This is a genomic window from Halapricum sp. CBA1109 (genome assembly GCF_009741825.1).
In the GTDB taxonomy this organism is placed as follows: domain Archaea; phylum Halobacteriota; class Halobacteria; order Halobacteriales; family Haloarculaceae; genus Halapricum.
The window spans coordinates 1-11,923 of the sequence record NZ_WPCA01000085.1 but is presented as its reverse complement, the minus strand read 5'-3'; the positions used below and the strand labels follow the sequence as shown (position 1 = coordinate 11,923).

Sequence of the window (11,923 nt, the reverse complement as noted above, 5' to 3'; positions counted from 1 at the left end):
CCGACGCCGAGACGGTCGCGGCGTGGACAGCCGGATGGCCCCAACGACTTCGCCTGCGTGTCGGCGTCGTCGCCGCTGTCTTGGTGTTTTTCGGGCTGACGGCGTTCATCGGCGGGGTGCTCCCCGGCGGCGCCGTCGTCGAGGCGATCGGCGCTGTCGCCTACGTTGTCGGAGTCGGACTGATCGGTGTCGGGAGCGAGCGGACCTACCGCGTCACCGAACGAGGGCTCGAACGGTCGAACCAGTTCGGTCGCTGGCTGATAGACTGGGACGACGTCGTCGGGGTCGAGACGACCGACGCCGAGCTCCTGATTCGCCGACGACAGTGGTACTATCCCGCGATCAGGTGCTCGCTGGACGATATCGACGACCCGGAGAGTGCCCGGGACGCACTGAGACGGTACACGGCCCGGACGCGGGAGACGGCCGACGGCCCCCGTCCCGAGCGGTGACGGCCGGACGGTCGATCCGTCGTTTCGCTACCGGGAGTGCCGATATTTAAGTTCGGAACCGTCGAAATCGTGGGTATGGCAGAGCTATCCCACGAGTCGACAGGGCCGCTCCCCGCCCCGCGACCCGACACGCCCTTCGGGCTTCTCGTCGGGTTGTACGGGGCGACGATTCTCGGACTGGCCGCCGCCGCGGCCGTCAGCGCGGCGGGCATCGGGACCGCCTACCCCGTCGGTCTCGGCGTCGGCTTCCTCGCCGTCGTCCTCGGGACGGCCGGCGCGACCCGCGTCCCGGGACTGGCGGTCCGACTCGGGGCGACCCGGTTGCGCTGGGGACTGGTCGCCGCGCCCGCGCTCTTCGTGCCCGCCGCGTTCGCCCTGAACCTGTCCGTGCGCTGGACGGTGTTCGCGTTCGCCGCCGCCGTCGGCGGGACGGTGTGGGGAGCGTTCCTCGCCGTCGCGAGCCACACCCGCTACACGCGTGCCGTCGTCGACGAAGCCACAGTCGACGGGGAGTGGCGGGCCCGGCAGGGACCGACCCAGCGCCGGAACGCGCTCCTCGCCGCGGCGGGCCTCACTATCGCCGGGATGGTCGCCTTCCTCGCGGGCCTGTTCACCGAGAACTGGGCGGTCCAGTCGGTCGGTCAGGTCCTGATTCCCGCTGGCGCGGGGTTCGTCGGCTACGCCCGGTCGAGCCGCTATCGGGCGTCGAGCGCCGGACTGGAACGGCGGTTCCCGGTCGCCCGGAACCTGCTCCCGTGGGCAGACTGTACCGGCTACGCGGTCACCGACGAGGCCATCCTGATCCACCGACGGCGGCCGTGGTGGCCGGCCGTGACCATCGACCGCGAGGACGTCGACACCGAGTCGGTCGTCGCGGCGCTGGACCGCTACCTCGACGGGCGGTGAGTACGAGTCCTTTTGATAGTGTTTCTTGTCAGTCATTCCGGTATCGACCGCCCGACATCGGGCGGTCCCACCGTACACAGTGACAAGAAACACTATGAGTCGGGCCGCCCAATCGACGGCCGTGACGGGCCCGATACCAATCGGCTGTGACCCCATCGACGACCTGCTGGGCGGTGGCCTGCCCCGCGGCGCGGCGACCCAGATCTACGGCCAACCGGCCGCCGGCAAGACCAACGTCGCGCTGAGCGCCGCCGTCGGCGTCGCCGCCGAGGGCAACACCGCACTGGTCGTCGACACCGAGGGCCTCTCGCCCGACCGGATGGAGCAACTCGCGGCCGCCCGCGGCGACGCCGAGGACATCGCCTCCCGCATCGTCGTCTCCGCCGCCCACACCTTCGAGGAACAGGAGACGGCCGTCAAGGACGCGGCCGACCTCGCCAGCCAAGTCGATCTTATCGTCCTCGACAGCGCGACCGGGTTCTACCGGCTGGAACGCCACGACGACGACGGCGGCGAAGCCCTCCGGGACGTGGCTCGACAGATCACCCACCTGCTGGGACTGGCCCGCCGCCACGACCTCGCCGTCGCCTTCACCAATCAGGTGTACACCGACCCCGACAGCGACAGCACGAACGCGCTGGGCGGCCACACCCTGAACCACTGGTCGGCGCTGATCCTCCGCCTCGACCGCTTCCGCGGCGGCAACCGCCGCGCGACCCTGGAGAAACACCACTCCCGCCCGGCGGGCGATACCGCCACCTTCCGGATCACCGGCGATGGACTGGCCGGTACCGAAGACGGCGTCTGAGGACGCTGTATCTCGGAGAGCGAGACTACTTCGTCGCGGTGGGCCGAGTGCTCCGGGGAAGGCTGGCCTGTAGCATTCTAAGATACTCGGTATTTTTCCAAATCGTTTTTTCGAAGTGACTCGGACTCCAAATATGGAAACCCCCACCGTCGGAAATTCCTATACAGGTAAGGTTGTAGGTATCAGTTCAACCAGTAATCCAATGGTTCAAAAGAGTGAATGGGCCTATCCAGCCGTGGTTGTCACTGGCGATGAAGACTTCTCTGTAGGAGATCATATCGAGTTCATTGTCAGACAGGAGCTGGAATCGCATTATCAAGCGCAATTAGCTGATCGTGAAAAAGAACTTTCTAGCCCCACTTTTAACCGAATATACCGAGGGGAGGTGTCTGAGATATCAACCGATGGTAATCCACTTATCCGACACAGCGATTGGGATAAATCTGTAGTAGTCATCACCGAAGACTCGGAAACGTTCACCAGAGGGGACACAGTAGAGTTTGTAATAAAGAAAGAAGTCGGGAAGAGATATCAAGCTCTCCTCAGTCACAAGGCTCCCGCGGTGAAGCCACAATACGGGTCACGGGCCGTTATCCCGATCCATCACGATGGGAAAGACAATCAATCGGTTGGTGATACACGCTCTGAAAAGCACGCGACGAAGTCGATAGAAGAACGAGACTGAATATCGTCGCTACTTACCCCGGTGAGAATGCTGTGGGATGGTAGCAGTAAAAGTCATTGATGATTGTATCCCGTCTATCAGGGCACTGATTGCTGTCAGATATTCACGAATGCAGCGTAACTGAATGGTATAGCGGGAGAGAACGATTCGCCTACTCGTCAAGGGAGGTGAGAAGATCAGGATCGAGGTCCCCGTGTAGCGGAGACCATCGTCGAGGTCGAGCGGGAGGTGATGCACGTCGTAGGCGTCCGAGAACACGTCGTGGGGGTCAGCGCCGCCGGCGATCACACACAGCTGGTGGATGTACACCGTATCGTCGTGGGGGCCGCGCTGGCAGCGGACGTAGCGATAGCCGTTGCCGGTCGTCGAGACCGCCGGCGCGCGGGTGCGCCTCATCGGCGGTCACCCCGCGAGTCTAGAATGAAATTCGACGGACGGCGACGGGGGCCGTTCAGGAGGTGAACGGACTGCAAAATCTGGCGTCTGAATTGATTCTCAGAATCGCCGGTATAGTTCCTATACGTGCCACTAGAAGGCGTTTCCCGATATGTTCTAAAACCGCAGGTTTGCGTACGGGCACGGTGGGATTTGAACCCACGGCCATCGGATTAGAAGTCCGATGCTCTTTCCGGACTGAGCTACGTGCCCTCGCTACCTCGTTCCCCGTCCGGTCGCAAAAACGTAGCTGTTTCGCCCGACCGATTCCGAAACGTACTTGTGTTTTAGGTGAGCCTAAATAACTGAGTCGGGACGGAGAGTAGACAGATGCAATCGACACTGTGGACGCTTCGGCAGCGGATCGAACGGCTGACAGCGCCCGCTGGCCCGTTCCGGGTCGTCGACGCGGAGACGGGCCGCAGTCCCGTCCCCGTCGACGGCTGTCGGTTCGACACCCGGCGGCGGGCGCGCACCGCGGTCGGACTGGCGCGGGCGTACCGTAACGCGCTCCGGGAGTACGACCCGCGGACGCCGCGGTACTCGCTGGTCGTCGAACGGGACGGTACCGTCCGCGCGGTGGCGACGCCGCGGCACGAACGGGAGGGGTCGTTGTGAGCGTCGAGACGACCGTCGACCGGGCCCGGGAGCGAGTCGCCCGCGAGCGAACGTGGACGGCCGAGAAACGGACGGCCATCGAGTCGTTCCGCGAGGTCGTCGCCGACTTCGAGACGGGCCTGCCCGTCGGCGGCCAAGCGGTCGGCGGGCCGACGACGGTGGCCACACAGAGTACTACCGGTGGCGCGAGCGTCTCGGCGGTGTTGGACGCTTTCGAGGAGCACGTCGGGCAGTACAGCGGCGACCACGACGACCGGACCGAGAGCGTCCACGCCGCCGTCGCCGAGGAGCTATCGGACGAGGTGGCCGTCTCGCTGTGCGGTGGCGACAGCGCCGGCGTCCTGACGCCGCCGCTGAAACAGGCCATCCTCTCGACGGCGACGAAACGGCTCGGCGAACTCGGCGTCACGGTGCGGGCGTTGGACCGCGAGGCCGACTCGCTGTCCCGGGCCGGCGAGACGATGGACGATGTCGTCGACTGGCTGGTCGAACACAACCCGACGCCGCTGACCGACCTCGGGTTCGACGCCCTCCGGGAACGTCACGAGACGCTCGCCGACCACCGGGAGGCCCTCGATGCGCTGGCGCGCCGCCGACAGGAGACGGTCCGTTCGGTCACCGGCGGCCCGGAACAGGTCGGTATCGAACACCGCGTGCTGATCGAGTACGTCTACGCCGACGCGGCGGCGGACTACCCCGTGCTGGCGACGGCGGCCCGCTTCGACGACCTCTGTGCGAACGCCCAGCGGACCGTCCGTCGACACCTTACGCTGTGTGGTTAGTACCGCTCGGCGACGTCGAACCGGTCGTCCGTGAGCACGACGGTCCCGTCCTCGACGGCCACCTCGACCGGGTCGAGACGGTCACCCGCACACGGCCCCGCAGTGCAGACGCCGCTGTCCTCTTCGAAGCGCGCGCCGTGTTCGTGACAGACGAGTTCGTCCCCGGAGACGATGGCTCCGCTCCCGGGGTCGATAGGGACGTGTGGCTTGTGGGGGCAACTGTTTCGCCACGCCGTCACTTCCTCGCCGTTCCGGTGGAGGAAACAGCTGACGCCGCGGTCGCCGCTCCGGGCCTCGAACCGGACCGTGCTGTCCTCGGGGACGGCCGACAGTGGTGCGATAGTCCGGTCCGTGTCGGCCGCTGAGTGCTTGGCGTCGTTGCTCGCAGTATCGGCCCCATCGACACAGAACCGAACGGTCGTGTCGCCGCTCTCGAGTTCGGCCTCGTCGTCGTGGACGCGGGCGGTCGTCGTCTCCTCGTCCGTCTCGACGGTCACGTCGATGGGGTCGCTCATCTATCGGCCGTCCGCGCCCGACAGGTTTAGGTGTGCCGAAACTACACGGCTTCCGTCTCGCTCCGGCGCTCGATGCGGGACTCGGCGACGGCGAACGCGAGCGTACTGGCCAGTCCTAACAGCGTCCCGGCGGTGAGCATCACCGCCAGATACGAGAGGTCGACGCGGCCGAGGACGAACCCCGAGACGCCGTGGACGATGCCGGCGATGGCGAGCACGTAAAACGGCGCGTTGAGGTAGCGCCACTCGAAGCGGCCGGCGAGGTACTCGTCGGTGACGCGGCCGAGCGAACTCGTGACGCCGGCGGCCGCGAACCACCCGATTGCGCCCCACACCACCGCGGCCGTGACTTCGAGGACGCCCAGCGGGTTGCCCGGCGTCTGGAGGGTCTGGAGGGTCTGATAGCCTGTGACGCTCCCGACGACGAACAGGACGCCCGCGACGAGGTAGGTTATCAGCGTCACGCGGCCGGCGTAGATACCCGAGAGGAGTCGCTGAACCGTCCGGTCGAGCGTCGACTCCAACCCGAGGCCCCGCGAGAGCAGGTACAGCCCCAACAGTCCCGAGGCGAGGCCGAAGACGTCCCCGCGCATCTGGAAGAAGTCGGCGATGACCGCCAGCGGATAGATCAACAGCAGGATGCCCAGCGGTATCAGGATGGTGCCCCGGGTCTCCGGGTCGTCGAGCACCTGCTTCATCGTGTAGTACATCGATTCGAGGTCCTGTGCCTGGCGGACGACCACCCGACGGACGCCGTCTATCTGGACCCGCGAACGGATCACGGGGACGACGCTCTCGTCTTGGGCGCCGTCGGTGACCAACAGCGCACGGACGTCCTCGCCGGTCTCCAAACGCGCCAGCACCGTGTCGAGTTCCTCGCCGACGGCGCGGTTGGCCGCCACGTCGCTCCCGTCCAGTCCGGTGATAGCGGCCACCTCGACGCTCTCGCCGCCCTCGGCGCCGATGTCGTCGTAGAGGTGCAGGCCCTCGAAGAGGACGTTCGAGTCGCTGTCCTCGGGGTCTGCGGTGGCCAGCGACACCGCGGCGTCCTCGACGGCGTCGCGACCGACGACCGGCGTCTCCGTGCCGGTCTTGCGGCCGATGTCGTCGTCGAGGTCGATACACAGCACCAGCAGCATCACTTCGGAGTTGTCCGCTGGAGCATATGGACCTTTGGGCCTCACGCTGCGTCGAGAATCGTGTCCATCGTGGACAGGTCCTGTTCGAGTTCGTCGTCGCCGATGGCGTCCATCTCGGCCGCGAAGTGCTCGCGGAACTGCCGCATCCGCTCGGCGTACTCCGACCCGATAGTCAGAGCCTGAGACTGCTGTTCCCACTCCCCGAGAGACTCCGCCGGCGGCACCCCGATACCGTCGTCCTCCAACGGGACGGCTTCGGGGTCGCGGGCGTGGACCAGCCAGTTTCTCAGGAGGTCGCCGTACCGCGAGAGCAAGACCGCCTTCCGGATCCCGGTGGTGTCGAAGTGCTCCGGTTCGGCCGCGGGGAACGTCACCGTCTTGATCGTCTCGCCCTCATCGCCGGTCCGGTCCTCCCAACTCGCGTCCAGCGTCAACTCGCCCTCGCCGCTGCCGTCCAGTTGGACGAGGACGACGCCGCCGCGGGTCCGCCCCGCTTCCTGTGGCGAAGGGAACAGCGTGTTCACCTCGATGAGGGCGTCTGTCGACTCCTCGGCGGCGCTGGAGCCGTACACCGTCGCCACCTCGTAGCCCTCGGCGTCGAGTTCGACGGTGAGGTCGTACACCAGCGGCGTCACCATATACTCGAACTCCTCGCCGAGATACGTCTCGAACGTCTCGGCGGAGTGGACCGCCCGGTAGTTCGCGCCCTCAACGGCCGTGATCTGATCGACCAGTTCGGGGTTGAAGTCGACGCCGACGCCGACGAAGCTGGTGTGGATGGTGTTCTCGGCGTGGTCGTCCAGTCGGTCCTGCAGGCTCTCGTCGTCGGTCTGACCGGTGTTGGGCATCGCGTCAGTGATCACTATCTGGCGGTTCTCGGTCTCGGTCTGGTCGGCCCCGGCGTACTCCTCCAACATCGCCGTCGCCTCGGCCATCCCCGCGTCGAGGTTGGTTCCCCCGCGGGCCTGCACGTCCTCCTGGATGTGGTCACGGATGGCGTCCATATCGGTCGCTTCGACCGGGCGCAGGGGCTTTGCGACGCTGGCCTCGCTCTCGTAGAGGACGACGCCGAGGCGGTCCTCGGGACGGAGTTGCTCGGTCAGCGATTCGAGGGCGTCGCGGGCGACGGCTATCTTCGAGCGGTCGTCGCCCTCCTCTATCTCGTGTCTGTTGCCGAAACGGTCGTAGTAGTACTGGTCGAACGGCGACCCCATCGACCCGGAGATGTCGAGTACGACGACGACGTTCAACTGCTTGCGCTCGAAGGACTCGGTGGTCAGGTTCGAGTCCAACCCGACGGTGATGTACTGTTCAGTCTCTCCGCCGAGGGGGTCCTCGGTGACGGCCGTCGAGTAGGACGGACAGAACAGCGACTGGCAGGTCCCGTTACTCCCGGTGTCGAAGTAGTAGTTGTAGAACAACCCCTCGTAGGCGACCGACTCCGGCAGCGGAAGGTACCCCTCCTCAACGTTGCGCCGGAAGTCCGCGATGTTCGTCGCGCCGCCGGCCGAAAGGCCGATGCTCTCGGCCGCGTCGGCGCTCGCGCCCGCACTGGAGTAGGAAACGCTGCTGTTTGCCGCCGTCGCGTTGCCGCTGCTGATTGATACCGACCGCTCGCCCGCTTCCTCGGGGTCGTACTGCCAGTCGTCTATCTTCTCGACGCCCGACGGACCGGACGAATCGTCGGTCATCGGGTCGTCGGTCGGTCCGTCGTCGCCGTCCTCGGTGTCGTCGTCGGGCGCTCGCTGTCCCGTACACCCCGCCAGCGTGACGCCGGTCGCACCCAGCGCACACAACCGGAGGTAGCGTCGTCGGTTCGCGTCCATACCTCCACTATCGACGGATTCCCACATCAACGAAGCGGAGGGTCAAACGGCCGTTTGAGCGACCGTCGGCTTTCGCACGACTTTTGAGGCGTCGGCGGTTATCAGTGGCTAACTGACGATGATCTCCAAGGGCTGTGAACAGTGTGCCAACGGCGGGAAGATGGTCATCTTCGTCTACGGCTACTGTGACCAGCGGGACTGTTTCTACTGTCCGCTCGGCGAGAACCGCAAGAACGTCACCGACGTCTACGCCAACGAACGGAAGGTAGAGGAGGATCAGGACATCATCCGCGAGGCCAAGCGGATGGACGCGATGGGGTCGTCCATCACCGGCGGCGAACCCCAGGAAGTGATGGACCGGACCTGCCGGTATCTCTCCCTCCTCAAAGACGAGTTCGGCGAGGACCATCACACCCATCTCTACACCGGCATCACCGGCGGTCGGGAGAATATGCGCCGCCTCGCCGAGGCCGGCCTCGACGAGATTCGCTTCCACCCACCGTACGAGCAGTGGGGTGACCTCCACGGCACCGAGTGGGAGGACATCCTCTACATCGCCCGCGAGGAGGGGCTGACGCCCGCCTTCGAGATTCCGGGCATCCGCCCCGAGACGGAGTTTCTGGAGTTTCTGGACGAGGGCGCGGCCGACTTCTGTAACATCAACGAGTTCGAGATGTCCGACGGGAACTACCGCCGGATGCAGGAGGAGGGATTCGAACTGCGGGAGGGCCACATGAGCGCCGTCGAGGGCGACCGCGAGGAGATTCTGGACGTGATGGGCGACCACGAGAAGACCTACTTCTGTACCTCGGTGTTCAAAGACGCCGCCCAGCACCGTCGCCGCCTCAAGCGGATGGCGCGTAACGTCCGCCGCCCCTTCGACGAGATTACCGACGACGGCACCATCGTCTACGGCAAGACGACCGCCAGCCCACAGCGCCTCGAATCGCTCGGCGTCCCCGAGGACTTCTACAGCGTCAAGTCCGAACACGTCGAAGTTGCGTGGTGGCTGCTGGAGGAGATGGTCGAGGAGGGTGACCTCGAACGCGGCGAGATAGTCGAGCAGTACCCGACTGTGGAAGGCACCGTCGTCGAGCGGACGCCGGTAGCCTGAGAGGCACCGCGACGAACGCAGTGAGTTGCGGCTTTTTCCCCACGTTTTTGCTCGAGGGGTTCCCGCAGCGAGCGACGCGAGCGAGGAAACCCCCCGACCGAAAAAGTGGTTGTTACTCCCGGTTGTCCTCGAACCAGTCGGCCGCGAAGTCGACCAGCGCCGGTTGATCAACCAGCGTCACAGTCCCGGCACCGACGGACCCCTCGGCGTGGCCCACGGACGCCGCGAAGGCGTCCCCGACCGCCCGGAAGTCCTCGGTGCTTGTCTCGAAGTCCTCGTAGGAGACGACAACGCGGTCGCCGTCCCGGACGACCGGTGCGGTCCGCTCGCGGGCCCCGAGGGCGATATCGGCACGGTGTTCCGCGAGGTGGAGCGAGGTGTTGGCCTCGTGACCAACACCCAACAGGAGGACAGACGCGTCGCGGTCGTAGAGGACGCTGTACGGCGTCCCCTCGCCGAGTCCGAAATCGAGCGAGTGGTCGGTCGTGACGGCCTCGGCGTCGGCGCCCCACGCGGCGACGGAGTACAGCGGGTGTGCGCTCCGGCGCGTGTCCGGGAACGCGCGGAGACACTCCGGGATGGCGCCGACGCGCGGGACGGCGTCGCCTCGGGCCGGAACGGCGGCCGCGCCTCGGTTATCGTGTCGGCCCAGTCGTCCGGGACCGGCGGCTGGTTCCACTCCGTCGGGTCGAGATACTGTGGCGTGTGAGCCGGAACGACGAGAGTCCCCTCCGGTGTGACCGCTCGCTGGAGCCCTCGACGACGGCTTGGGGGCCGCCGGCGACCCATCCAAGCGACGACAGCGACGCGTGGACCAACAGCGTGTCGCCGGGCGAGACGCCGAGGGCGCGACAATCCGCGACGATGTCGTCCATCGTCACCGGGTGCTCGACGGCGTCGATAGCGTCCGCTTCGCTCATATCTTCACCTCGCGGCGCGCCCGTGTCAGTCTTTGGGACAGACGCGGTCGAGCGCGGCCGAGAGGGCGTACGGGTCCTCGCTGGTGAGGACGATATCTTGGGCTTGGGACCGCCGAATTCTGACGGCTGACTCCCCGGAGACGATGTAGCCCAACGGTCCGTCGAAGCGGACGCCCCACCGGTACAGCGTCGGGCTGAGGCGGACGCCGACGCCGCCGAAGTCGCCGAACGGCGATATCTCCGTCGGCGTGACGGTCTCGATATCCGAGCAGGTGACGGTCCGATAGCTGAGATGCAGCGGCCACAGACGGAACGCGAGCCCGTCGTCGCGCACTTCGACGCGGAAGGTGGCGCGATAGAACACCACGAGCGGAGCGAAGACGACGAGGAGAACGAACGCAACCCACAGCGGAACGTTCGTTCCCGGATCGCTGTCGACCGCGACCGCGACGACGCCGATCAGCGCGGCCGGGAGGCTGGAGACGAGCAACAGCGCCCACAACCACCCCTGCCGGAACCGCTGGCGTTCGCTGTAGTGGACCGTCACGTCGGGGAGTGTGTGGGCAACGGTGCCAAAGGTTTCGGTCGTCGCCACAACGCTTCTCCCGACGGCGGTCGAACGGTCGCGTATGTACGTCTCACCGGCGGTCCGGTCGATAAAAGAGGACCCGATAGAGGGCGAGACGGTGACGCTGTTGGTCGAAGCCGAGGACGACGCCGACACCGACGCGCTGGCGTCGGCGCTGGTCGAGGCGGGTGGTGAGGTCCGCGACCGGCGGCGGTTCGGGACGGTGGTCGTCACAGTCGACCACGACGCCGTCGCGGACGTGTGTTCGCTGGCGGGCATCGACGTGGTCGAGACGGACAAGGCCACAACTATCGACCCCGACGGGGCGGGAGAGGACGTCGAGTACGACGGCGACGTGTGAGCGGCCGGTTTCGAGGACGCTGTCGTGAAGCCGCAAGCGTTTACTTCTCGCCGGAAGTACCTCTGGGCACGATGGCCGACTGTCCACTCGCCGACGACTGCCCCGAATTCAGCGAGCAGATATCAGGGATGGGGTGTCAACACTACGGCGACCGCGGGGGTGCCGAGTGGTGCAACCACTACAACCAGCCGATATCGGAGCTGAAATCTCAGCCAGTCAACCCCGGCGAGGAACTGGCCGTCACCGTCGAGGACATCCACGAGAGCGGTGCCGGCGTCGGCCGAACCGAGGACGGCTTCATCGTGCTGGTCGACGGCGTCCTGCCCGAGGCCCGTGCCCGCGTGAAGATCACGCAGGTCCGGTCGAACCACGCCCGCGCCGAGGAACTCGAACGCCTCCCGATGGACGAGGAAGCGGCCGACGAGGACGAGAGCGAGGACGCGGCGGACGAGGACGCCGAGGCGGACGACGGCGACGATGACGACGACAGCGGCGGCCGACTCGCGGACGAGGACGACCCGCGACTGGGCAGTCGGGACAACTTCTGGGGCGCTTGACCGACCCGTGTCGGACATCGATATCGACGCCGTGCTCGACCGGGCCGGTTTCGACCCAGAGGAGTCGGTGCTGACCCGGCGGCAGGCGGCCGTCCTCGCGCTTCGAGAACGGGACCTCACGCAGTCGACGATAGCCGACCGGTTCGGCACGTCGCGGGCGAACGTCGCCAGCATCGAGGCCAGCGCTCGCGAGAACGTCCGGAAGGCCCGCGAGACGGTCGCCGTCGCCGACGCCCT

General features: G+C 66.3%; 14 protein-coding genes, 1 tRNA gene and 2 pseudogenes. 10 read left to right on the top strand and 7 right to left on the bottom strand.

The genetic code is table 11. The annotated features are described in order from the left end of the window. The 4 genes and pseudogenes from GJ629_RS10335 to GJ629_RS10320 all read left to right on the top strand — a co-directional run. Positions 1-452 (top strand): annotated as a pseudogene (locus GJ629_RS10335) (PH domain-containing protein); the annotation flags it as partial. A 75-nt stretch (positions 453-527) separates the two neighbouring features. Then, a complete protein-coding gene (locus GJ629_RS10330; RefSeq protein ID WP_157512918.1) occupies positions 528-1,358 on the top strand; it encodes a hypothetical protein in 831 nt (276 codons plus the stop codon). Between the two features lie 121 nt (positions 1,359-1,479). Continuing rightward, positions 1,480-2,166 (top strand): DNA repair and recombination protein RadB, encoded by a 687-nt coding sequence (radB, locus tag GJ629_RS10325; protein ID WP_370515862.1) that lies wholly within the window; start codon positions 1,480-1,482, stop codon positions 2,164-2,166. 133 nt (positions 2,167-2,299) lie between these two features. Further along, positions 2,300-2,851 carry a hypothetical protein gene (locus tag GJ629_RS10320; RefSeq protein WP_157512915.1) on the top strand — a complete coding sequence of 184 codons (552 nt, stop codon included), beginning with the start codon at positions 2,300-2,302 and terminating at the stop codon, positions 2,849-2,851. Positions 2,852-2,860: 9 nt separating this feature from the next. Here GJ629_RS10320 and GJ629_RS10315 read toward each other — a convergent pair whose 3' ends face one another. Beyond that, entirely contained in the window at positions 2,861-3,247 is a 387-nt protein-coding gene (locus GJ629_RS10315) for a hypothetical protein (protein ID WP_157512913.1), read from the bottom strand. A gap of 177 nt (positions 3,248-3,424) precedes the next feature. Continuing rightward, positions 3,425-3,499: transfer RNA gene (locus GJ629_RS10310), tRNA-Arg, on the bottom strand. A gap of 117 nt (positions 3,500-3,616) precedes the next feature. On the opposite strand from GJ629_RS10310, the gene GJ629_RS10305 reads away from it, so the two are divergent. Beyond that, positions 3,617-3,904, top strand: coding sequence for a hypothetical protein (locus GJ629_RS10305; protein ID WP_157512911.1), 288 nt, complete (start codon positions 3,617-3,619; stop codon positions 3,902-3,904). Next, entirely contained in the window at positions 3,901-4,686 is a 786-nt protein-coding gene (locus tag GJ629_RS10300) for a hypothetical protein (protein ID WP_157512910.1), read from the top strand. Before GJ629_RS10305 ends, GJ629_RS10300 begins: the two co-directional genes overlap by 4 nt. Here the strand turns inward: GJ629_RS10300 and GJ629_RS10295 are convergent. From GJ629_RS10295 to GJ629_RS10285, 3 genes are read right to left on the bottom strand one after another with little or no spacing between them, the layout of a single operon-like run. Beyond that, complete coding sequence (locus GJ629_RS10295; RefSeq protein ID WP_157512909.1) at positions 4,683-5,201, bottom strand: Rieske 2Fe-2S domain-containing protein; 519 nt, start codon at positions 5,199-5,201, stop codon at positions 4,683-4,685. The genes GJ629_RS10300 and GJ629_RS10295 overlap by 4 nt on opposite strands. Before the next feature lie 41 nt (positions 5,202-5,242). Next, on the bottom strand, positions 5,243-6,340 hold the full coding sequence (locus GJ629_RS10290; protein WP_157512907.1) for a DUF373 family protein: 1,098 nt from the start codon (positions 6,338-6,340) through the stop codon (positions 5,243-5,245). A 41-nt stretch (positions 6,341-6,381) separates the two neighbouring features. After that, the gene (locus GJ629_RS10285; RefSeq protein WP_157512906.1) at positions 6,382-8,166 is read right to left on the bottom strand and encodes a VWA domain-containing protein; all 1,785 of its coding nucleotides are present in this window, start codon (positions 8,164-8,166) and stop codon (positions 6,382-6,384) included. A 118-nt stretch (positions 8,167-8,284) separates the two neighbouring features. Between GJ629_RS10285 and GJ629_RS10280 the strand changes: the two genes are divergently transcribed. Continuing rightward, entirely contained in the window at positions 8,285-9,280 is a 996-nt protein-coding gene (locus tag GJ629_RS10280) for a radical SAM protein (RefSeq protein ID WP_157512904.1), read from the top strand. A 112-nt stretch (positions 9,281-9,392) separates the two neighbouring features. Here the strand turns inward: GJ629_RS10280 and GJ629_RS10275 are convergent. Next, a pseudogene (locus tag GJ629_RS10275) lies at positions 9,393-10,200 on the bottom strand (aminoglycoside N(3)-acetyltransferase). Positions 10,201-10,225: 25 nt separating this feature from the next. Continuing rightward, the gene (locus tag GJ629_RS10270; RefSeq protein ID WP_157512902.1) at positions 10,226-10,795 is read right to left on the bottom strand and encodes a hypothetical protein; all 570 of its coding nucleotides are present in this window, start codon (positions 10,793-10,795) and stop codon (positions 10,226-10,228) included. Between the two features lie 34 nt (positions 10,796-10,829). Between GJ629_RS10270 and GJ629_RS10265 the strand changes: the two genes are divergently transcribed. The 3 genes from GJ629_RS10265 to GJ629_RS10255 all read left to right on the top strand — a co-directional run. Beyond that, positions 10,830-11,129 carry a hypothetical protein gene (locus GJ629_RS10265; RefSeq protein WP_157512901.1) on the top strand — a complete coding sequence of 100 codons (300 nt, stop codon included), beginning with the start codon at positions 10,830-10,832 and terminating at the stop codon, positions 11,127-11,129. A gap of 71 nt (positions 11,130-11,200) precedes the next feature. Next, entirely contained in the window at positions 11,201-11,686 is a 486-nt protein-coding gene (locus tag GJ629_RS10260) for a TRAM domain-containing protein (protein WP_157512899.1), read from the top strand. 7 nt (positions 11,687-11,693) lie between these two features. Beyond that, the coding region (locus tag GJ629_RS10255) for a sigma factor-like helix-turn-helix DNA-binding protein (RefSeq protein WP_370515861.1) at positions 11,694-11,923 on the top strand (230 nt) is incomplete at its 3' end.

Excerpts from the sequence above, each read along its gene's own strand:
- GJ629_RS10330 (WP_157512918.1), top strand. The coding sequence starts at position 528 with ATGGCAGAGCTATCCCACGAGTCGACAGGGCCGCTCCCCGCCCCGCGA.
- GJ629_RS10320 (WP_157512915.1), top strand. The coding sequence starts at position 2,300 with ATGGAAACCCCCACCGTCGGAAATTCCTATACAGGTAAGGTTGTAGGT.
- GJ629_RS10315 (WP_157512913.1), bottom strand. The coding sequence starts at position 3,247 with ATGAGGCGCACCCGCGCGCCGGCGGTCTCGACGACCGGCAACGGCTAT.
- GJ629_RS10305 (WP_157512911.1), top strand. The coding sequence starts at position 3,617 with ATGCAATCGACACTGTGGACGCTTCGGCAGCGGATCGAACGGCTGACA.
- GJ629_RS10295 (WP_157512909.1), bottom strand. The coding sequence starts at position 5,201 with ATGAGCGACCCCATCGACGTGACCGTCGAGACGGACGAGGAGACGACG.
- GJ629_RS10290 (WP_157512907.1), bottom strand. The coding sequence starts at position 6,340 with ATGCTGCTGGTGCTGTGTATCGACCTCGACGACGACATCGGCCGCAAG.
- GJ629_RS10285 (WP_157512906.1), bottom strand. The coding sequence starts at position 8,166 with ATGGACGCGAACCGACGACGCTACCTCCGGTTGTGTGCGCTGGGTGCG.
- GJ629_RS10280 (WP_157512904.1), top strand. The coding sequence starts at position 8,285 with ATGATCTCCAAGGGCTGTGAACAGTGTGCCAACGGCGGGAAGATGGTC.
- GJ629_RS10265 (WP_157512901.1), top strand. The coding sequence starts at position 10,830 with ATGTACGTCTCACCGGCGGTCCGGTCGATAAAAGAGGACCCGATAGAG.
- GJ629_RS10260 (WP_157512899.1), top strand. The coding sequence starts at position 11,201 with ATGGCCGACTGTCCACTCGCCGACGACTGCCCCGAATTCAGCGAGCAG.